We start from the raw sequence: 20,257 nt of genomic DNA, 5'->3' as shown, positions 1-20,257 counted from the left end.
TAGCTACGGCGCCCCGGTTCTCTCCGTCTCAGGCTGTAAAGCGGTCTATGTCTGATAGACCGAGATCGCAGCCAGCTCGGCAGCGGTGAACAGGTCCGATGTGAACGCGATGATGTCGTATCCAGCAGCACCCGAAGACTGCGCCTGGTAGGAGCCGGTATCTCGGCCGAACACCAGCTGAGCATGATCGCCAAGGCCTGAGCCGTAGCGAGCTTCATGGCTAGCAGCTGCGGATCCATTCACCGACATGCGGCAGATGCCCGGTCGATCAGCGGGGTAGTTGCCGGCAACGTCGCGCTCTCGGAACGTCACGGCGACCCTGAACGGATCGGCAGCGGTGTTGCCCGTTGGGATCGACAGGTTGCCGCCGCCGGCGGTGCAGAAAATCGTCCCGTTCGCCTGCATCTCCAGACGGCCGTCATACTCCCAGCCCATGAGGTAGCGGCTGCCCGATCCGCCAGTGTCGGTATATGGCGGGGCAAACAGCTGGCCCTGCAGCAGAATGGTGCCGTTCAGAGCGATCTCGGGCGTGATCAGGCTGCCTGGGTTGATGGTTTCCGCCGCCTGATCGACCCGCGCCGTAGTGGTGCGGATCGGTATGGTCGGATAGTCCGGCTCCTTGAAGGTTGTCCCGCGAGCATCGAGGTTGACGTCCCGAACGTCGCCGCTGGGCGTAACCGTGATAGCGCCGCCGCCTGTCGGCTGGAAACGCGTCCACACGCTGACATTCGTGCCCGCCCCGGCAAGCGTCAGCGTCCCGCCAGGGATCGGACTACCGGTCAGCGTCAGGCTGCCGGAGCCACGGAAGCGCAGGTTGTGCCGGAAGTTCTCGATCGTGACTGACTGCGCCGCACTGAAGATGCCCGACGGGAACAGGATGTTGGCTCGTGGGTACGGATCGAACACCACCTGAGGCCGACCGCGGTCGTTCGACACCCGGACTGTGTTCGCTGCGGTGTCGTAGGCATACGGGCCGTTCGGTGCGGCCATGTATCCCCGCCCTGCCGACGCGACGATCGCAAGCACTTCCTCACGCGTGGCGACCCTCTTGGGCCACTTCCCGCCCACCTTCGGCCCCGTCCAGATGGCAGCGTCATTCCCGCGGGCAATTGCCTGGAAGCGATCCCACTGGGGATCATCGAACCAGTTGCCAGCCGGGACTTCGGCGACGACGGTTGGGTTGAACATGACAGCCGTGGACGCGATTGCTGGGGGCGCGATGGTGCGAACGCCACGGCCAACGACAGGAGCGCGAACCAGGGATGATGCGGCGATCGCCGATGGTGCGACCGCCACTGCACCACGGTCGATGGTCGAGGCGTAGAAGGTGTTGGTAGAAGCAACGGATGCCGGCTCGATGCCGACCACACCAGCTGAGACGCCGGCGACCAGCACGGTGGCGGCAGACGGGATATCTACCGGCTGGATGATTACTTCCCCCGTGGCGATCGCAGGCTCGCTGATGACGGATATCGTCTGTATCGCCTCAGGGAGGATCGCCAGCGCGTCACGAAGAACCGAAGGTTCGGAGATCGTGGACGTGGAAGAGATTGCTCCCGGTGAGAGACCGACTCCACCGCGAAGCACGGTATGACCGAAGACTTCCGCAGTCGTCGCGATGGCATCCGGAACGATGTTCAGTCCGTCCACGGCGGCTACAGCGGGCGCCGGGACCGAGGAGGATGCCGATATTGAGGCTGGCGTTAGACTGACAGGGCCCGCGCCTACGACTGGGCTGGAAACAGCAGAGGCGGAGACTATCAAAGCGGGGGCGATAGAGAGCGCACCGCGCGCTACCGATGGATCGTGAAACACCGAGACGTTGAGAATGGGATCAGGCACCACGCCTGCTACATCGCCGGACACGGTGGGGGATGGAACGTCGCCCAAGCTTGCGATTTGTGCCGGCGCGATCGTGACAACGCCGGGCGTAACTCCCGAAGCCGGCACCACCGAGATGCTGGCCACAACAGGCGGAGCTATGATCCGATCACCCTGCCCCACCGACGGTCCGTGGACGACGGATGATGACGGGATGGTCGGGACTGTGATCACCTGTCCCGGTATCGCATCCTGCATAGGCGGCAGGTGCGCGGTCAGCCCGGCGAGGTTCAATGCTACTACCGACACCGCCACCACGAGGGGCGCGCGGGATCCGATGGGCGCATTGGGGTGCTGAACCGGAATGACGCCCCCGAACGGGCGGGCGACCTTGACCCGGTTCATTCGGGCTTCGTCACGGTCTGAGACACAGGGATCTTCAGCAGAAAATACAGGTACTGCTCATCCGGCTGATCCGTCCTGACGAGATCCAACATGAGGAAGTTCGATGCCTGCGATGTTGCAGATGCCGGAATGCGGACCTCGACGGTTTGCGGGTTGATCACGACCAGTCCACCATTCTCGGTCGTCAGTTCGGTGATCAGGTCGGCCGTAAACCGCTCGCGCACCTGAGCCCGCAAACCGATCCCAGCGGGAAACACGACATCGCTACCGGCTGCCTCGAACTGCACAGCGTACGGATACCCTTGAGCGATCGGCGGCGCGAAGATCATGTCGGCCATGGAGATGCCCCTGATTAGAGCGTGAAGATGCCGGAGGCGTTCCAGGTAATGGTGATGTTGCCGCCGTTCGGCGTGACCGGGAGGCCGGTGGCCGTGTCGATGTAAGCGACGAGAGCCGACGTGCTTTCGGTGCCAGTGTCGACGTAGATCAGGATGGCCTCGGCTGCGTCACCGAGCGGCACGCTGGGAAACGTGACGTCGGCAGCGTCGAACGTGCCGTTCAGCACTGTCTTCGTACCCAGAGTCTGAGGCGTACCAATGCGCGATCCTGCCGGCACCGACGACAGGTACTGGTGAGACGCCGCATAGGTGTAGGTGCCGGTGTCGATCAGCACCGCGCGAACGGTGCCCGACACAAGGTTCAAGGCGCCGAGCAGGCCTTCCTTACCCTTCGGGTAGATTGCGTTTGCCATGAGGGCTCCATGAAAAAAGCCGCCTCGAAGGGCGGCTTGTTGAATTGGACGGTCTACGCCAGGCAGACCGTGTGTATTTCAGAGTTAAGGCAGCTTGGCCTTTATCTTACGAAGGAGTGGCGTGAAGCGGTTGAAGCCGCCAGGGGCCTCCTTGCTAATAAGGAAGTAGACACTGCCTCGATCCTCCGGACGATCATTGCCCTCCAAATGATTGAAGTGCGCGTCGACGATGTTCCAGCCTTTGCGCGAGATCATTCGAGTGAAGGACGCCGCGGAATATCGACTGCCCCAATCCCATCCAGGAGCTGGCGTTTCGAAGTAGTCTTTGTCGTTCGTTGCCAGTGACACGACCGTCTGGACGATGAGGAACCGCCTAGCCATTGCGTACGAGAGATCGAGTATCTTTTCCGGATTGGGGACATGGTAGAGCCCGCCGACATTCGCGACTATGTCGAACTGACCGTGAATGCCGATGTCGTTCACGTCCGCTTTTCTGAACTCGCACCCCGTTAAGCCCAGCCTCTCGGCAATTGCTCGGCCGTTCTCGAAATGCCCATCGCGATCATTGTCGATCCCAACACTGTTGGCTGCGCCAAAATGCTGCGCAAGCATTACGTAGTAGCCATCAGCGCAGAAGAGTTCACAGAAGCTGCTTGAACTCCCGCCCCTGCCACATTTGGCTAATGCATGAAGAATGTAGCTGCCGATGATCGCTTCTTTTGCGAGTTGGTTCTTCTCGTACATGCCGGGTATCTGCTCGTTGTCCACTCCAAACCAACGATAAGAGTGATACAGAGGACCCAAGTCAGAAAGAACGTTCTCGCGAGCCATAACCAATCCCGATCCGACGACGATTTCCGTCGCTAGCATGTCGGAGGGTCGGGGCAAAGAGCGTTACGGTCGTTCCGGCCAGCCCGAATTCAGATCCACCGAATCCAGACCTGGCGCATCCGCCGCGTTGCCGACGTCATGCTTCAGCTGGAGGCGGCGCTTTTCGATCGCCGCTCCGACCGTTGCCCATGCAGCGTCCATTTCAAGGATGGTGTCCGCCACTTCCTTGATCGTCTTGCCGTCAAGGCCGATCGAAGCGGCGAGCATTGGGTAGTCTGCCGCCTTCGGCGACGTCGCGGACTGCACTGCCTTGGCCTCTTCCACCTTCCTGGCATAGGTCATCGCCTGCCCTGCCCCAGGCGTGATCCAACGGAGACGCTCGGCTTCGGCTCGATCGTCGATTGCCTGCGAGAGAGCAGCCTTCCGACGATCCATGCCAACGGCGAGGCCATAGGTTGCCAAGACCTCCTGAAGGGCCGCGTCCGTCTGGTTGCCTTCTTCGTCGCGCGGCCAAGCCGTGGCCCGGTTGCTCTCGGACCACTCTGTGTAGGCGGCATCGTCTGCGGCAACCTCGGCTTGCACGGCCGAGCTGAAGAGACGGCCGTCGTCGGCGAGCCAGTACCAATCGAACGGGTTGAATGTCGGCATCTCAAGCATACTGACCCCCAGTTTGAATGACGCCGGCGACGGTGCCAGGAAAGTAGTTCTGTCCTTGCCCGGACGTGTTGATGACGCCGTTGAGCGCAACGAAGTATCGAACCGCGACTGGGTTGGAGCTGCCAGTGAAGGTGCACGCCGACCAATCAGACACGCCACCCAACGAACATCCGCAGAAATAGCTGTTGTACGTCTGGCCCGCGTCCAAATTGATGACGGCCGGCGCTGCACTGACGCCGCCGAGGAAGACGCCCCCACCCAGCACACGAGCGAAATACCCGCACATGAACGCGCCCTGAATCTGGGTCTGCCCGCGAACGGAGATGATGCACTTACTGTCAACGTCGTTCATCACCAGGCGGCTGCGGTTGGAAGTCATCCGGAACCGGCAACCGTTCGTTGTTATCTGACTGCCGCCCCGTGCGCCAAGGATCCATTCCGAGGATGGGGCGCCCGTGTACGTGAACGAGAGCACGCAGTTATTGATCTCAAGCGAGGAAATCGCAGAGGTGATGACCTCAGCTGTTGCGGCATCACGACAACGGATGATGTAGTTATTGGACGGGATTGTGTCGCCTTGGATGGTGACATTTCCCGCAAAAGAGTTCGCCCGGAAACCGTCATACGTTCCGGGATTGCCGAGGGCGATGGTGATCGCTTGCCCACCGGAATCAAACCGGCTGGCAATGTAATTCCATGCAGCCTGAATTGTCGCGAATGCCCGGGCCGCAGCGTTGGCGCCGCCGTCGTTGTTGTCGTTACCGTCGGTACGAACCCAAACCGTCAAACTCTCACGAAGCACGCGGCGAATGACGAGCGATTGCCAGATCGTCCCGTTGAACCAGAGCATCGAAAAATCGTTGCCGTCCATGTAGTTCACGAGCAACCCGGGAACCGCATCCAGGAAGGTCCATGCCCCGATCCAAACAGCAATTCTTTGCGCTTGTCCGACCCATGCCCCTGTCGGATTGACCCCGACCACGTACCGATCACCGATCGAGGGAGAGGCGGGTGGGCTGGATCGCCAACCCATCACCGGAATGTCCGCGTTCCCGTTTCGCAGATGAAATGCGTTGATGGCCTGCTGGATGTCCTGGAACAGACCATTGAACAGCTCACGGTCCGCCTCTCCGCACGGAAACCCGAGGTTCTGTTCGCTGGCTGTGGGATCGCGCGACGGTCCGTCGACGGCCCATACCGGGTCGAAGGGCAAAGGCATGTTCACCTCTTATGATTTAATTGCAGGCGTACGGGTCGACGGGATCCGGACAATGCCAGACTGCATCTTCGCAAAAGCCAGCCCATCCAGTTCCAAAACCGAACAGCCTTCCAACTGAACGGTTGACGTAGATCGCAATGCCGGGAGCGACTGGCAGGACCCGAAGGGCAAGCGGTAGCTCTTGCTCCTCTCGTGCGGTCAACGCACGACCGGGCGACAGGCTGATGCGGGCATTGCCCATGCTTACAGCTGCGGCGGTCTCGCCCCAGATGTGCTGCATGGCGTTTTGAAGGTCCTCGAGCGAGTAGCGCTGCAGAGCCTGATAACGTCGAGCGAGGAGAAACCCGCGGTAAACTTCGTCATCGTCGAGGCAGAGATCGCCAGATCCGAACGACTGGCAGGATGCCCACGTGCTGTTTTCACAGAAGCCTACCACAGGCCTATTCGGGTTAGTCTCCCCGCAGGAGAAGCCAAAGACTGGACCGGTTTCGCAAACGCAATGACACCGTGGCCAACCCAAACGCTTCCCGAGAATTGTCAGTTGGTCGCCGACGGCAGTCCTGATGTCGAAGTAGGTCGGAATATCGCAAATTCGAAGCGATGCTTCAGCGACCTGCGATAGCCCTTCCCGTATCACCGTGATGAGGTTCGGACTTTCTCGATACTGAGTGAGGAGCCGATCAAGGCCGCTCTCAACCAAGTCTTCCTTCTGCGGACAATCGCTCATGTCGCGCTCACGATGATGTTCGCCAACGGAACGGCAGCAATCTCATCGAAGGCGATGGGAAACGGTGCGGATGATGCCGGGTGCCCGATCCTTCCACCCGCGACCGACAGAACCTCGACGCTTGGGAAGACACACGAGATTGCAGTCGAGATCAGATGGACCGTGATGTCTTCGCCGTTTGCAGGTCTGGTGGCGCCGGACAGTGCCATAGCCAAGGTCTCAGCGATCGCACTGTTCGGCGGCGGTGGGCAGCCATTCCGATCGTGCCGTTTGACGATCGAGACATTCAGGTAAAGCGGCACCACCACAGGGCGCATTATGAAGATGCTGCGGCAGAAACCGTCGATCTCCGTCTCGACGCGCGTATTCCCGAAGGAGGATATGCCAGGCACGATATAGCGACGCGCAACGGTAGCGATCTCGTCGTCGCTTCCGCCGAGGGCAATGACGCTGACACTGTGCGGCGTCACACCGTTCTCGTCCATCACACCGTCGTCGTTGGCGTAAATGCGGGCGTACGTCACCCCATCGACGTTGGTGATCGCGCGGTAGAAGTCAGCATCGCGAATGTTTGCGCGGCCAGCATTGGTAATGGCGCTCCGCAATGTGACGTCGGTCTCACCGATAACTCGCTCTATGAGACGAAGCCGGGCGAGGTTTTCGAGCGTCACACCTTCGGCCTGATCCGGATCGCTGGCTTGGTAGACTGCCTCGCCTAACTCCCACAGCTTGGCTTCGATCTCTGACAGGATGCCATTGATCTGCCCCATCGGGGACTGAGGCGTTTGGATCAAGCCAGGCCCGAAAGTGCCTACCATCGCCTGCTCTCGTTCGTCGAGAATGACGGCGATCGGCTTGATGACGAAGCCGGTCGGTGTGACGCCGTAAGTCGTCATATCGTGGTTTCCTCATCATACACTGTGGAGACTAAGGCGCTGGGCACATCAACACGCCGGCTGCTCGGGAACCGGCGGATTGAGAATTCGGAGATCGTTGTGACACCGTCGGTGTCGAGGATTTCCGCTTTGATGACCGCCTCGGCGAGCGGGAGATTTTCAGCGGCGCCGAGTATCTGCGGGATCCAGGCAACGCCAGCGGTCGTGTCCAGGAACCATTCACCCTCATGCGCCATAAGACGCTGACGAGCGTGCTGGCCGATTGCCTCTGCATCCTGGACAAGCGCAAGGTTGCCGACGGCATCGAGATACAGGTCGGCCGGGTCGCCGGATATGGCGAGACCAATTCGATTCACCATGCGGAAAGCCTCAGATGGTCATTTCGTCGAAGGCGTCGGCAATCGCCAGGATCTCCGCTCTGTTGGCCAGCGCATGGCCAGTGCCGGCGGATGAGCCGTACATGATCTGCAGTTCATCGGATCCGATAAGACGCAGGGCCTGAGCAAGCAGCTGGAACCAGTTCCCCGCAGCGCCGCGCATCCTGAACTTTCCGTCCTCGCTCATCTCGATCGCAAACTGACCGTCAGCCGAACGGATTTCCATGTTCTGCGCATTGAAGTTCGGGATGGGCGCGGAAAGGCTCTCGCCGCCCTCAAGGTGAGCCTCATAATCCGACAGGTTGAACGAACGGGAGTCCGATGCGGCATAGCCGTCACCGTCGGTTTCGTACCCCTCGCTTGATCGCATCTGCGGGCGAAGCGTCACGCGATCTCCGACCTTGATCGGCGAGGTGATGACAAATCCGCCGGCACGCGGGAAGCGAACCGGGACTTCTTCAAGAATAGGAAGATCGGTCGGCACGCCATTCAGGCGCTTCTTGTAGAGGGGCTGGACCGAGATGGTCTGGTTCGCGGCATCAAAGCCGACCACCCTACCCGGCATTTCGCCCCACATGTCATCGCGTTCGGCCTGGATCATCGCACCGATGACCGTCTCGGCTCGATTTGTCTTCTTTCCGAGGTAGCCGGTCATGACCTCTTGCCTTCGTCTACCTTGCCACCTTCGATGCGTTCACCGGTTATGATGACCCGGAAGTCGCCATCACGATTGTCGCCGGTGTAGATGACCTCCGACACGCGGTAGGCGCCGCCCTCTGCGTTCATGGACAGCGTTTGGCTTTCAATGACGACCTTGCGGTTCGGCCGGATTTCCGGATTGAGCAGTGCTTCTGCCCTCACGCCATTGTCTGTGATGGTCGGTGTGCCCACGAGGCCCGTAGATGGGCTGAGGAATGCCTCAGCTTCGATGTACCCGTCGCCTGGGACGATCTCCGTCGCCTCGTTCTGCATCGACCAGTACAGGCCATGCGATCGGCCTATACGGTCCATCTCCCTGCTGCATATCCCGCACATAGAGTATGGGCGGTTGTACGGCGGAAGATCGTCGAGGCCCTTCCACTCTCCACGATCAATGCCTTCCTTCTCGAATTCCTTCTGAAGCTCTTCGATCACATCCTTGACCGGCGTTCCGGCGCGGAACGTTCGGGAGATCACCGCCTTGCGAAGCGCGGCATCGCCGTCACCGCATGCTATTCGCGTGATAATATCGGGCCCGTCCCGCCGATGCTCAACGTCGCGCATGGCACCCTTGAAGATGATGCCAACATTAGAGCTCGAGGCTGAGGCTTCGAACTGGGCGCCCCCGCTAATGAAGGGCAGCGTTCCGCTTGCGCTAATGCCGGCTGGCGGGATGTATCCAGCTTCGAGCGTGACCTTGTCCAACTCCTTGCCGACGGCATTGCGATGCCCCTCAGCCAGGTTCCATATCTCGATCTCAGCTTCATTCGCTGAGCCGGAGAGATCCTTACTGACAGTGAAGGCAATGCGCAGCTGTGCGTCCGTCTCGTTGCCCGGGTTGATCGTGATGCCACCGCCCGAGCCCTGGAAGGTGAGCCTGACCTTGCGGAGATACTGAAGCATTCAAACCCTCAGCCGGTGACAGCTTCAACTTCGGCAGCTGTTGCGTGATACATCCGGACCAATCCGCCGGGCAGCTCGTCTCCGCCGGGGTTCACCGTTCCCGTCTCGGGAAGCACAAAGATCGAACCCAACCCATAATCGTAGGCCGCAAGAAGGTCGGTGCCGAGGACAAGCCGGCGTCCTGTCAGCACAGGTCTATCGTCAATGGAAAGGTCCATCATCCAACGGTCGATGCTGACGTTGTACCGGATGCGGATCGTGCAGCGCCGGCCATTGAGGATCACCGTAAATTGCTGGTCGGCGTCGTCGGTGATGACGAACTCGCGCATGGTCACTCTCCGAACATCTGAAAGAGCAACGACTGCCCGCGGCTTGCTTCGACAGGTTTCGTGGCGCTATCGCCCCGCTGTACGGTCGAAGACGCGCGATCGGCTGCTGGCCGGTCTGGCGATCGTTCCGGTGTCGGCGCCGCCGTTCTACGACTATCTTTGCCACCTGGCTCCGCCTTCCCGCCACGCTCACTCTTGCGTTGCCCGCTGGCATCGGACGCTGCGGCTTGGGCAGTATCGACGAGTATGACTTCCTGCAGTTCAACAGTCGCCCGCAGAACTTGGCTGAACACCGCATCCCGCTCGGCGTTGATGCGCCGTATGAGCAGGTTGCGATAGATATCCAGACCGGACACGACAACGAACGGGATACGGCTTTCCTGGAGGCGGCGAAGCGCCTGGAAGGTTGCAGCCGCGGCCCCGTCCGCAATCTCCATAATCAACCGTCGAGGCTGCATGTAGGCATGATCGGTGATGTCCGCTGAAGCCTCCACCGGGTTCTGCGTAATCTCCAACTCAGCCTCATGCTGTTCGCGAACGATGACGTCCAGCGCCACCGGACCGATCAACCGGTTGAAAGCAATCGCTGTCATGGCTGGGCGGCTCCAGTGGCAATACGGGCCGGCGGAACGGACAGGCCGCGCGGGGATGCTCCGAGCGATGCAGCCGCTGTCCGCAAACCTTCTATCGCCGCCTTTGCCGCGGCAATCTTGGTCGTCAGCGGGGTGATGTCCGCGTCAATCTTCGCCATCACACCGCGTTCCAGGTCATCCATGGCACGCCGGGCCTGAGTTGCCGGCTCCATGAAATTGCGAAGAGCGTCGATGGCGCCGTTGATAGAGGCGGCCGTGTTCATCTTGCTGAGGAACCCGGCGACACCCTGAGCCGCACCGATCATTCGATCCTCGCCAACTCCGTATTCAGCTCGCATGCCTTCGGCCTGAACCATTCCATCGCGGACGAGCCCCGCGTCCGGCTCGAAATTTGCCACTGGAGCGCGAGACCGTGAGGCCCCGCCACCGACCCGGACGCCGGGGTTCGGCGCTTCCTGGGCCACTGGCTCGGCACCGAACATGGCCCGGAACTTGGTGATCAGGCCGCCTGTCGCTTCGTCGATGGCTGCCACGATGCGATCGATCTGCGCAATGGCGGCGTCCGCGAAGCGCGTGAACACAGCCTCCGGGTTCGTCATCAACTCGAACCAGGTCCGCATGACCGCAATGATCATGCGCCAGCCATCGGCGATGTTGTTCAGAAGCCGAACTGCGCCGGAAGAGACCAACCCCTTGAACGCCTCTATCAACGCGCCGAGCTGGCCTTGACCCGGCACAGCAACCACGCCGAAGACTTCGTTGATGGCGGTGGCAAGCTCGTCCGCAGCCGAGGTGATTTCGGTGAAAGCCTCGCGAATGTTCTGCAGCGCCTCTTCGCCGCCTTCCAGGCTGCCGATGACACTGCGATCACCAGCAAGGCCAGACATGAGGTCGTCGAGGACAAACAGGGCAGCGATCATGGGCACGCGCTTGGCGAGTGCGATCAGAGCGCCACGGCCGAGCGCAGACGAGGCGATCAGGCCAATGCCAAGGCCGGCGGCAGCCATCGAACGGGACAGCCCCGTCACCTTGCTAGTCAGGTCGACGATGCCCCGGGCAGCGTAGAAGAAGCCGGCGCCGATGCGATAGGCCTGCGTGGCGAGGTGAGCCGCCGTGTTCATGCTTCCAACGAGGAAACCAGAAATACCTTGAGCGACGCGGGTAATTGCGCCCGAGCGCTCCCACCCCTGCCAGACGTCCAAAACAGTCTCAAGGCGCCGCTTGATGCTGTCGTAGTAACCGCTGTCGTTCACATCCTGAAGGAATGACTGCCAGTTGTCGGACATGCGGGCCGTGAGGCCTTCCCACGTCTTGCCCTGAGCTTCCATCGCACCGTCGAAGCGGCCGAAAATCTCCATCAAAGCGGCAGTGATCTCGGTCGAGTTCTTTCGAACCGTCTTCGACATCTCTTGGCCGTTCTGCGTCCACCGGTAGGTGATCTGCTCACCCTCAACCGACGCCCTGACGCCAAACGACTTCAGTCGCTCATTTTCTCCAGTGACCGCATCCGCAATCGCCTCGACACCGTCCATTAGGGATTTCCCCATGGCGGACGCGGCGTCACCGATGTTTTTGAAGCTGCCATCCATCGGATCGAGGCCGTATGCCCGCATCCGAACGAACGCTTCGCTGACTTCAGCGAGTTCGTATGGGGTCTCGACAGCGAACTCGCGGATCCAAGCCATGGCCTGAGCCGCGCGTTCCGAAGATCCCTCAATGACGGTTAGGGTAGCCTCCAGTTTCTCGAACTGAGCTCCCGTCTGGACGAGGCTTGCAAGAAAGTCTCCGCCCATCCGTCCAAGAGCGTTAGCTCCACCGATTGCAGCAAAAGCTCCAGCTACAACCAAACCTACCTTGGCGAGAGAACCGGCGAAGGCTCGCGCACCATGCTCGGCCTTGTCGAGCCCATCGTTGAAACGCTTGAGATCGCCCTCGCCCTTCAGGTCAAATCCCAGGACTGCAATTAGCTCGTCAACGATCATGTGCATTTCTCGCGAAGCGTTACACGTTGAAGAACCCGCAGAGGCTGGTATGTCTTCGGCGAACTACAGGGATGGAGGAACTGGCATGCGACGGATTGGAATCGCCGGGCTGATCGCTCTTGCAGGCATCACGTCGGCTGTCGCTCAGGATGATCCGAGGGACCGTGCCTTGGCGGCAGTCAACGAAGAACAAAGCGTCGTAGAGGCGCTATGGAGCACCTATCGAACCATGTGGGTTTCGATGCGAGACGATGGGTCGAACCGCCGAGGGTTCGCCGAATATCTCTGCCTGGTGCTGAACGACTATGATCTCGGCGAAGGCAGCATCCGAGTTCGGATATTTGACGCTGGAGCGATGGCGCGCGGTGAACAGCGGGAGATCGGAGAAGCTACCTGCTAGTCCTTTTCCCTTGCCCTCTCCTGCATCACTGCCTTCAGGTCCAAGACCTCATGCGCGTCCAAGGCGTCGGACAGCGTGACCCATTCTTTCAGATCGCGCTGGGTGTAGACAGGCGGCTCAGCCAGGATTGGACGCCAGAGGAATAGGTTGAGGTTGGGCGCAATACGCTCAACCTCCTGCTGGGTCAGGCCGCGCCCCGAACTGCCGCCCTCCCACTCGCCGCGGCGCCGGAGAAAAAATCGCCGAACACCTCGCGCACGACGAAGGCGACGACCGGCATCAGATCCCCAAGACGGCCGGAGAAGTCTCCGTCGAAGTCCACCGGTTCGAAGTGGCCCGATGCGCGCTTGACGCGAGCCATCTCGGTGAGGTCTCGCATCAACCCGGCAATCTCTTCCGGCTTGAGGCCGGCAAGAACGTCGGACAGAGCCTGGATGGCCACGGACTCGGCGCGGTTCTTCTCCGGGCTCCCATCGGCAGCGCGTGCGCCGGCGAAGAAGTCTGGAAGACGATCGAGCGCGGGCCCGACCGCTTTCATAAGCCGGGCCTGCATGATGATCGCCTGTGTGGCGAGGGGTGCTTCGACCTGAAACGTCCGGTCGCCAATTCTCTTTTCAGCCATGTTCGCCTCAGACGTTCGGGATCATCTCGTTCCAGTCGCCACAGACGAGCACCCAGACCCGTACCGCGGCATTCCGGCCCTTGGAGTTGTCCGGGCCAGTCTTGATGAAAGCCGACGCCGTCGAGCCACCCTCGCCGCTGGACTTGTCCTTCATGTCGAACGGGAAGCCTCGCCCGCCGGCCAAGGCGCGCTGCCGCTTCTCTTTCTGAAGCAGCAGACGGTGCGTCGGGCTGGTGTGCATCAGCCGGAGCGTGATGGTGGCGGCGCGGCTCATGTTCTGGCTGAACAAAAACGAAGCGTCAGCACCGACGACTTCCGTTCCGATATCGTCGCGCCGGGTGACAACGAGAGCATCGTCGCCTTCCCAGAACCCGGAGACGGGCTGCCCGTCGAGCGTTGCGGCAACGGCCTCGAAGCCGTAGCTGGATACCTGCGGCATCAGGGCCTCCTTAGAAGTTCATGGTGTAGTTGATGGTCGAGTAGTGAACGGCACCGCGATAGCGGAACGTCACCGGGATGTTCGGCGCAACGCGGGCAACACGCTGGCTTGCCGGCACGTCGAAGGCGCTCGGCACCTCGACGGTATAGTTCGGCGCATACTCGCTGGTCTCCGGATCGAGATCGATCGCCACCAGGCCGGCGCGATCGGCAAGCCCCATCACGATGCGTGCCGAGCTGGCAAGCAGCTCCATGCCGCCGTCGTCGAACGGGATGGCCTGGTTGTTGAGGTAGACGCCGAGGGCTTCTTCTTCGGTGCGCGCGATGATCCAGTCCGTGGCGTGGATCTCGTCGATGAAGACGTTCGGCGTTAGGGTCGAGCCCTCCACGACGAAATCGCGATCACCGATGTCGATCTGCGTATTGGCCATGTGGCCGGCAGTCTCGGACTGGCCGAGCGAGGGCACGAAGCCGGTGATGGCCTGGACGGCCGACGACGCCAGATCGACGGGCGGGACATTGCGCAGACGCTTGAACTTCGCGGTGTAGTTCGACCGGCTATTGTCGAAGTTGAAGGTGCCAAGAAGGGCAGCCAGAGCGAAGGCACCGTAGACGTCGGCGTCCGTGTGATAGAAGACGACCGTGCGCTCCACGGTGCCCTTATGACGCGCTGCGACGTTGGTCGTGTTCGTGGGATTGCGCAGAAGCGCATCGTTGCTGTCGATGATCGCCAGCTTCCGGCGGCTTTCGGCCCACGAGATGACGCCGTCGACGGCCGCGACATCTCGCAAGCCTTTGTCAATCGTCAGCCAGTACCAGCCATTGTCGGCATCCTCGATGATGTCGAGCTGCGCGGCGATCCCTGCGGCTGTCAGCGTTGCAGGGTCGTAGTAACCGACCTTGATCTGCAGCGGACGCGGGTTCTGGGCGAAGGCATAGGTCGCAGCGATGTAGAACTCGTCAGTCGTCTCCCAGTCGGCCGCGACTTCCTCGATCGAGCCGTACACCTTCGTGCGATGCGTGGCGTCGACTTGGCCGGTCTTTGCAACCCGGGTCAGAAACAAGGGAATGCCGAAACCGCGCCGGCTGGGGAAGGCGTCGGTCCGCGTGAGGGTCACGTTGACGACGCGCGAGTACGGGATCTTCGCCATGAGCGAACAGTCCTCTCACGTTGTGCCCTCGTCGGGCGTTCTGGATGGTGGAGATCAGACGCTTTGGGCGCTGAAGCTGTATTCTTCGATGGTGTCGATCGGCAGGGCGTCTCGCAGGATGCCGCGAACCTCAAGGTCCATCTGGGCCCGCGTCTGCCATTCCTCATTCAGGATCTCGGTGGCATCGCGGATCTGGCTGGTGTCGTGGACGATAAGCGGCCGCAGCACAGTCTTGGCCGTCTCCACTTTCTCCGCGGTCTTTACTCGACGAAGGATGGTAGCCGCCTCGGCACCGTACACATTGACAGAGAAGCGCCAGTACCAGTCGCGCACCGGCGCCTGGAGCGCTTGGCCTTCAAACTCAGTGAATTCATCGACTATCGGATGCGGGTGGAGCGCATCGCTCATTGTCAGGTTCAGAACGGCGTAGGGCTCTGCCGGCTCGTCTCCGCCCTGGTAGGTGTGGATCACCGTCACACCCATGACAGTCGAGAGCCAACGCCTGATGGCGTCTCGAACTTCCTTCTCGGTCATGGCGTTCTCCTCAGCTCTCCGAGGATCGCCTTGCTGTAGCCGCCAAGCGCCTGCCAGTCGTCGACGGACAGCACCTTGTATCGGTGGGAGCCGTCAACGATCTCATCGTCAGATTGAAGAACCGCAGCGGTGAAAAGCTTCGCCTTCGCCTCGTTGCGGATACCCTCCGGCAGATTACGAAACTCGGTGCCGGACAATGGCTGCAAGGAGCCAACAATGACCTCGGTGACGGTGGCGCCATCCTGCCAGTAGCCATCGACGTAGGCACCGCCGACATGGCGAACGTGAGCCAGTTGCGTCCCTGTGCGGAGGTTTATGGAGCGGCGGACATTAAGCATTGTCGACCTTCCACGTCACCCGCTGGCGCATTTCGCCGCTGTCGATCAGAGGATTGCTCGACCCCTTCAGCTTGATCGTGACGGGGCTGTTGGGCGGGCTCGAGAGGGAGGTGATCTCTGATTGTATGTCGCCTTGGGCCAGTGCACCGAGACGAGCGAGAATTGTCGGGATGCTGGTTCCCTGACGAAGGATCTCAAGCGCGCCGTGACGCAAGCCTTCTCGGTACTTATTCTGGTTGGAGCGCATGGCATTGCGTAGAAACGGCCGCTCAGGAATTGGCCCACCCCAGCCACCGCCGGAAGCACCGCCGCGCGTGCCGAATTCGTTCCATATCGCTTTCTGGATCGTATCTGCGCCTGCCTGCCCGGCGGGGAAGCCTACCTTAACATGCGTGCCGCGAAACGAATGGGCGAAGACACGTCGCCAGATGTTGTGGTGCTCCCGCCGAACCACCTTGACGTCGAACATTTCACGCCACCATCGGGCCACTGAAGTTTGCCCGCATCATGAGCAGGAAGCGGCGGCCATAGAACGTGAGAGAATATCCCCAGGGGTCTGATAGGTCGGTGCCGCCACCAGACGCACCGGAGCCACCATAGGTGGTCTCGACCTCGCCGACCTTCTCCCGGGTTATCGGTCCCGCATATTCACCGCCGATAGCACCAAGCGAACCGGGAAGAGCCCCCTCAAGGGTCAGCATGTGAGCCGTCAGAAGCATGATTGCGGGCTGATAGTCCTTCTCAACCCAACGCGTCGTTTCAGGCTGCCCAACCGCCCCGACCGCCTCTTCCATAACCGCTGACAGCCGGTCGCCTTCTACGGCTTCGAACTGCGGATAGCGCGTCAGGAACTCATCAACGGTCGGGACGATGTACGGCATGGCTTACGATCCCCGGCTGGGCTTGTCGGCTTTCGCTTCCGGCGCCGGCTTTTCCTTCTGCACCTCGACTGCCTTGGCTGCGATCCAGCCTTTGACGATCGGGTGAGACTGCAGGCCGTCCCAGTTGTCGATACGAAGGGTCCTGCCGGCGGGGATGATCCCGCCGGTGGGGAGGGCCAGGGGCCGATCGGTGACGTTCTTGACGTTCGCCATGGGATCAGGCCTCCGCCTTGTTCGCCTGGACGAAGGCCGCCTTCTGCTCGTCATTCATCTTGGCGAAGCCGTCGACCGCATCCTTGCGAAGGCCCTTGGTGACCTCCTTGCCGTCCTGGGTGATGGCAAACCACCCCGAGCCCTTCTCGGTGACGGCGTATCCGCCTGCGGGCGGGCTGGACGAAGCCTTGGCGCCGCCCTTTACCGACAAGACGCCGGCTTCGACGGCCGACTTGAACACCTTCGTCTCGACGACATCGATGTCCTTCGTCTGGCCCGGGGCGATCGACACCTGAACGACGCGATCGCCATTCTTGGCATTGATGACCCGCACTGCCTGGGAGTTGTTAGTGACCTGGGCCATGGTTCAGATCCCGTCCATGTAGCGCATGGCGCCCGGCAGCGAGACGTCGACGCCACCGAGGCGGAAGGCGCCGGGAACCTCGAAGCGGAACGGACCAGTCTGCCAGACCGGGAAGAAGCGGAAAGGCATGGGCATGTTCAGCCGCAGCACTTCCTCATCGTTCCGGTAGGCGACTGCCCGGGCCGATCCACCCTGCCCGACGGTCTCCAGGCCACGAATGGCTCGGATCGTCAGCGGCTGGTCGGTCTCCATGGTGTAGACGTTGTTCGTCCGCAGCCATTCGAGGATCGTCGTCTCGGAGTTGTCGTTCAACGTCCGCGTGCCCAAGGCATGCATCTGCGTGTACGGCAGCAGGAGCACACCAGCGAGCTCGACCGTGTTGGAGTCGACGAACACGCCGGTCAGGAGCGCGTTCACGTCGCCCATGATCTGGCCGGGTGTCTTGTCGGCCCACTCAGTCGAGGACCCCGTACCCGTCGCCGCAGCATCGACAGCCGTCACGCCCGGCTGGTTGGTGATGCCGAAGAAGCCCTTCGTCGTGTCGCCGAAGAAGGCAACGCGATCGATGAACTCTTCGGACGCACGCCGTGCGGCCTGGCCCTTGCGGTCGGACAGGTTGATGCCGAGCATCTGAGCCTGTGCCAGTTCCTCGAGGTTCCAGCCGTAGCCGATCGCCGCCATCGAGACGGTCGCTTCGGTTTTGGCGCGGATCAGCTCGGCGCGGGGCACGTCGTCAGCGCCGGCATGCTGCCATTCGGCCTGGCCAACCCCATCGAGCGAGAAGTAGGTGATGGACTTCACCCATTCCGGACCAGTGGTATCGACCGGCACGAGGCCACGATAGCGGATGGACGGATACCGCATCTGGTAGACCGTCGTGTTGATGCGGGATGCCTGCGACACGGCAAAGGCCATGCCCACCTGAGCATCCATCTGGAGGTTCTGCATGTTTCTGGCTCCCTTCAGGATCAGCTCAGGGTGAGGACGGCGAGCTGATTGGCACCGGTGGTCGTGGTCTCCCACTTGCCGATCAGCGTGTTGTCCGTCGCAACGTTGGTCAGCGCGCCCGTGGCGGGCACGTAGTAGGCCAAGGCGCCGGCGGCGACGGCAACGGCAGCCGTGACAACGACCGGGCCCTTTGTGCGAACGCGGGCCGTGGCATACTGCGGGTACGAGTCCTGCAGCTGTGTCGTGTCGAGGACAGTGATGCCGCGGAAGGCACGACTGGCAGCGGACACGCGGATCTGGTTGTCCTGTGCGCCCTGCACAGCCACCTTGCCGAAGCCGATGCCGGCGGCGGTCTCCACGTTCATGGAGATGTCCTGGCCCGGCGTACGCATGTCGGGGATCATGCCCTCGATCCAGCGCGCCTGACGGTCAGCGTAAGTCGTCTGCAACGGGTCCATTATGCGGCCTCCGGCTTGCGGTTGAGGTCGGCGAGCGAGGCGGCGTAAGCATTGGCCTCGTCGGCGGTGAGGTTCGGCGCCGGCTTGGCGTCACGGACGGCATTGCGCAGTCCGTCGATGTTCTTGACGCCGTCCTCGGCCAGGATGTCGAAGCGGGCGTCGATATAGGCCTCGGCCTTGTCCTTCACGGCAGCATCGCCGAGCTTGGCGACGACGACGGCGCGGCGGATTTCTGCATCGGACTTGCCAGCGTGTTCGAAGTTGTCTCCGACGATCGTCTTGGCCGTGGTGATGAGGTCAGCACGCTGCTGAACGCGCTTGTCGAGGTCGGCATCGGACAGGATCTTGGCCTTCAGGCTGTCGATCTCCGCATCCTTCTTGGCAAGATCGGTATCCTTCGTCGCGATCGCCTTATCGTTGGAGACCTGAGCGTCGGACAGCTTTGCCTCGATGGCCTGCTTGTCCTTCTGAAGCTTGTCGATGGCAGCTGCGCCCGCGTCGGTCGTCTCGACCTGGAGCCCGTCGACCATCACCTTACGAAGATCGGCCATCAGGCCCTCCTTTGGTGCATTGTCAGTGATCGGGGCAATGCCCCAGGGACCGCCGGCGTCATCGCCGATACGGCATTCCGTGCCCGCCCGTCCGCGTTGGACGATGGCGAGGTGGTTGGCGCGGATATTCCGCTGGATCGCGTCGTAGGCCTCGCCGTCGGGCGTGGTGCCGCTTTCGAACGCGAGATCGCAGGTGTAGCCGGCAGACAGTTCGCGCTTGCCAGCCTGCACCTTGCTGACCGCCGCGGCGTCCTTGACGATCAGCGGGATGCGGAGGCGATGACCGTCCCGCAGAACCTCGCCGCTGGTCTCGCCGACGGCCAGGTCTTTCCAATTGGCTGCCGACACGGCGACCGATGGATGATCGTCCGTCACCGGGATATGGGAGAACGAAGCAAGGCTGTCGGAGGAGAAAACCTCGGCCCCAGGACGGTAGACCCGCACCATTGCGAGCTCGGGCTTTCCGACTTCGGCGCCGGTGTAGATCTGGATGCCGGTTCGCACGACACGGGCATCGGCCACGAGATAGCCGTCGCTCGTCACGCGCGGGTGTTCAACCGCGGCGGCGTCGATGAAGTTCATGGTGACTTTCCTGTGAGGAAGGCGGCAGCGATCTAGGCGGCTTGCGCGATGCGTGTGAGGCTCGCGAAGCCAACCGGAGGATTCGCCATGGCTTGCTTTATCGTCGCGTACGACCTGAACCAGACTGGCCAAAATTACACTTGCGTCACCGGCAAAATACGAGCTTTGCCGCACTGCCACGCACAGGGATCAGTTTGGTTTGTCGAGTGGTCAGGGACGGCAGGCACACTTCGTGACCACCTCAAATCTTGCCTAGACACGAACGACAAGATTTTCGTCGACCAAGTTAGCCAGACTTGGGCAGGGTATAACATGTCCGTTTGCGGAAAATGGCTGAATGATCGCGGCTGTTAAGCCGTGATGTGCTTTACCGCCCACATCACGGCTTCCTCGACCTTGGTCTTGGCGAGGGAGAGCTCCCGGCTTCCGCCCAGGGCGGCGATCCGATCATGGAACGCGAGGCCCATGTCCTTTATCTCCTGCATCGCGGCCTTCTCCTCATCTGAGAGAACGCGGTAGGCATGACGCATCGTGTTGTTGACGGTACGCGCATCGCCGGTGCTGTCGACTTGAGGCATTGGAGAGTG

At 61.4% G+C, this 20,257-nt stretch carries 28 protein-coding genes; 1 reads left to right on the top strand and 27 read right to left on the bottom strand.

The window, feature by feature from the left end:
• Positions 1–45: 45 nt before the first annotated feature.
• The 14 genes from AUL31_RS06015 to AUL31_RS05955 form a co-directional block, all read right to left on the bottom strand.
• Positions 46–2,226, bottom strand: a complete 2,181-nt coding sequence (locus AUL31_RS06015; protein ID WP_143190139.1) for a hypothetical protein — start codon at positions 2,224–2,226, stop codon at positions 46–48.
• Positions 2,223–2,564: a hypothetical protein gene (locus AUL31_RS06010; protein WP_060602869.1), complete on the bottom strand. Its 342-nt coding sequence runs from the start codon at positions 2,562–2,564 to the stop codon at positions 2,223–2,225. Before AUL31_RS06010 ends, AUL31_RS06015 begins: the two co-directional genes overlap by 4 nt.
• 14 nt (positions 2,565–2,578) lie before the next feature.
• Positions 2,579–2,977, bottom strand: coding sequence for a hypothetical protein (locus AUL31_RS06005; RefSeq protein ID WP_060602866.1), 399 nt, complete (start codon positions 2,975–2,977; stop codon positions 2,579–2,581).
• Positions 2,978–3,061: 84 nt separating this feature from the next.
• Entirely contained in the window at positions 3,062–3,808 is a 747-nt protein-coding gene (locus AUL31_RS06000; protein ID WP_192842512.1) for an SAM-dependent methyltransferase, read from the bottom strand.
• Between the two features lie 63 nt (positions 3,809–3,871).
• Positions 3,872–4,465, bottom strand: coding sequence for a hypothetical protein (locus AUL31_RS05995; RefSeq protein WP_060602859.1), 594 nt, complete (start codon positions 4,463–4,465; stop codon positions 3,872–3,874).
• Positions 4,458–5,684 (bottom strand): DUF2793 domain-containing protein, encoded by a 1,227-nt coding sequence (locus tag AUL31_RS05990; protein ID WP_060602856.1) that lies wholly within the window; start codon positions 5,682–5,684, stop codon positions 4,458–4,460. Before AUL31_RS05990 ends, AUL31_RS05995 begins: the two co-directional genes overlap by 8 nt.
• Before the next feature lie 16 nt (positions 5,685–5,700).
• Positions 5,701–6,411 carry a DUF2612 domain-containing protein gene (locus tag AUL31_RS19920; RefSeq protein WP_073469048.1) on the bottom strand — a complete coding sequence of 237 codons (711 nt, stop codon included), beginning with the start codon at positions 6,409–6,411 and terminating at the stop codon, positions 5,701–5,703.
• The gene (locus AUL31_RS05985) at positions 6,408–7,307 is read right to left on the bottom strand and encodes a hypothetical protein (protein ID WP_060602853.1); all 900 of its coding nucleotides are present in this window, start codon (positions 7,305–7,307) and stop codon (positions 6,408–6,410) included. The genes AUL31_RS19920 and AUL31_RS05985 overlap by 4 nt, the downstream gene beginning before the upstream one ends.
• Entirely contained in the window at positions 7,304–7,666 is a 363-nt protein-coding gene (locus AUL31_RS05980) for a hypothetical protein (protein WP_060602850.1), read from the bottom strand. Before AUL31_RS05980 ends, AUL31_RS05985 begins: the two co-directional genes overlap by 4 nt.
• Positions 7,667–7,676: 10 nt before the next feature.
• The gene (locus AUL31_RS05975) at positions 7,677–8,339 is read right to left on the bottom strand and encodes a Gp138 family membrane-puncturing spike protein (protein ID WP_060602847.1); all 663 of its coding nucleotides are present in this window, start codon (positions 8,337–8,339) and stop codon (positions 7,677–7,679) included.
• Positions 8,336–9,286 carry a baseplate hub protein gene (locus AUL31_RS05970; protein WP_060602845.1) on the bottom strand — a complete coding sequence of 317 codons (951 nt, stop codon included), beginning with the start codon at positions 9,284–9,286 and terminating at the stop codon, positions 8,336–8,338. The genes AUL31_RS05975 and AUL31_RS05970 overlap by 4 nt, the downstream gene beginning before the upstream one ends.
• A gap of 8 nt (positions 9,287–9,294) precedes the next feature.
• A complete protein-coding gene (locus AUL31_RS05965) occupies positions 9,295–9,615 on the bottom strand; it encodes a phage baseplate plug family protein (protein ID WP_060602842.1) in 321 nt (106 codons plus the stop codon).
• Positions 9,616–9,617: 2 nt separating this feature from the next.
• Positions 9,618–10,208, bottom strand: coding sequence for a phage baseplate protein (locus tag AUL31_RS05960; protein ID WP_060602838.1), 591 nt, complete (start codon positions 10,206–10,208; stop codon positions 9,618–9,620).
• Entirely contained in the window at positions 10,205–12,190 is a 1,986-nt protein-coding gene (locus AUL31_RS05955; RefSeq protein ID WP_143190138.1) for a tape measure protein, read from the bottom strand. Before AUL31_RS05955 ends, AUL31_RS05960 begins: the two co-directional genes overlap by 4 nt.
• Before the next feature lie 85 nt (positions 12,191–12,275).
• Here AUL31_RS05955 and AUL31_RS05950 point away from each other — a divergent pair, with 85 nt between their 5' ends.
• Positions 12,276–12,590, top strand: a complete 315-nt coding sequence (locus tag AUL31_RS05950; protein WP_060602832.1) for a hypothetical protein — start codon at positions 12,276–12,278, stop codon at positions 12,588–12,590.
• Between the two features lie 184 nt (positions 12,591–12,774).
• Here the strand turns inward: AUL31_RS05950 and AUL31_RS05945 are convergent, their stop codons facing one another.
• The 13 genes from AUL31_RS05945 to AUL31_RS05885 form a co-directional block, all read right to left on the bottom strand.
• Positions 12,775–13,212 (bottom strand): phage tail assembly chaperone, encoded by a 438-nt coding sequence (locus AUL31_RS05945; RefSeq protein WP_060602829.1) that lies wholly within the window; start codon positions 13,210–13,212, stop codon positions 12,775–12,777.
• A 7-nt stretch (positions 13,213–13,219) separates the two neighbouring features.
• The gene (locus tag AUL31_RS05940) at positions 13,220–13,651 is read right to left on the bottom strand and encodes a phage structural protein (protein ID WP_060602826.1); all 432 of its coding nucleotides are present in this window, start codon (positions 13,649–13,651) and stop codon (positions 13,220–13,222) included.
• 10 nt (positions 13,652–13,661) lie between these two features.
• On the bottom strand, positions 13,662–14,801 hold the full coding sequence (locus AUL31_RS05935; RefSeq protein ID WP_060602823.1) for a DUF3383 family protein: 1,140 nt from the start codon (positions 14,799–14,801) through the stop codon (positions 13,662–13,664).
• 54 nt (positions 14,802–14,855) lie between these two features.
• Positions 14,856–15,335: a phage neck terminator protein gene (locus AUL31_RS05930; protein ID WP_060602820.1), complete on the bottom strand. Its 480-nt coding sequence runs from the start codon at positions 15,333–15,335 to the stop codon at positions 14,856–14,858.
• Positions 15,332–15,673, bottom strand: coding sequence for a hypothetical protein (locus AUL31_RS05925; protein WP_060602817.1), 342 nt, complete (start codon positions 15,671–15,673; stop codon positions 15,332–15,334). Before AUL31_RS05925 ends, AUL31_RS05930 begins: the two co-directional genes overlap by 4 nt.
• Complete coding sequence (locus AUL31_RS05920) at positions 15,666–16,142, bottom strand: hypothetical protein (RefSeq protein WP_060602814.1); 477 nt, start codon at positions 16,140–16,142, stop codon at positions 15,666–15,668. Before AUL31_RS05920 ends, AUL31_RS05925 begins: the two co-directional genes overlap by 8 nt.
• 1 nt (position 16,143) lies before the next feature.
• Positions 16,144–16,554, bottom strand: coding sequence for a DUF4054 domain-containing protein (locus tag AUL31_RS05915; RefSeq protein WP_060602811.1), 411 nt, complete (start codon positions 16,552–16,554; stop codon positions 16,144–16,146).
• A gap of 3 nt (positions 16,555–16,557) precedes the next feature.
• Positions 16,558–16,767, bottom strand: coding sequence for a hypothetical protein (locus tag AUL31_RS05910; RefSeq protein ID WP_060602807.1), 210 nt, complete (start codon positions 16,765–16,767; stop codon positions 16,558–16,560).
• A 4-nt stretch (positions 16,768–16,771) separates the two neighbouring features.
• Positions 16,772–17,131 carry a hypothetical protein gene (locus AUL31_RS05905; protein WP_143190137.1) on the bottom strand — a complete coding sequence of 120 codons (360 nt, stop codon included), beginning with the start codon at positions 17,129–17,131 and terminating at the stop codon, positions 16,772–16,774.
• A gap of 3 nt (positions 17,132–17,134) precedes the next feature.
• A complete protein-coding gene (locus tag AUL31_RS05900) occupies positions 17,135–18,079 on the bottom strand; it encodes a DUF2184 domain-containing protein (protein WP_060602801.1) in 945 nt (314 codons plus the stop codon).
• 20 nt (positions 18,080–18,099) lie between these two features.
• Positions 18,100–18,537, bottom strand: a complete 438-nt coding sequence (locus tag AUL31_RS05895; protein WP_060602796.1) for a structural cement protein Gp24 — start codon at positions 18,535–18,537, stop codon at positions 18,100–18,102.
• Positions 18,537–19,670 (bottom strand): DUF2213 domain-containing protein, encoded by a 1,134-nt coding sequence (locus AUL31_RS05890; RefSeq protein WP_060602792.1) that lies wholly within the window; start codon positions 19,668–19,670, stop codon positions 18,537–18,539. Before AUL31_RS05890 ends, AUL31_RS05895 begins: the two co-directional genes overlap by 1 nt.
• A 350-nt stretch (positions 19,671–20,020) precedes the next feature.
• A complete protein-coding gene (locus AUL31_RS05885; RefSeq protein WP_060602967.1) occupies positions 20,021–20,248 on the bottom strand; it encodes an Acb2/Tad1 domain-containing protein in 228 nt (75 codons plus the stop codon).
• Positions 20,249–20,257: the final 9 nt, after the last annotated feature.

This window comes from Aureimonas altamirensis (assembly GCF_001463885.1).
Taxonomy (GTDB): Bacteria; Pseudomonadota; Alphaproteobacteria; order Rhizobiales; family Rhizobiaceae; genus Aureimonas; species Aureimonas altamirensis.
Note: the sequence above shows the minus strand (reverse complement) of the source record. Positions and strands in the feature narration are given on the sequence as shown.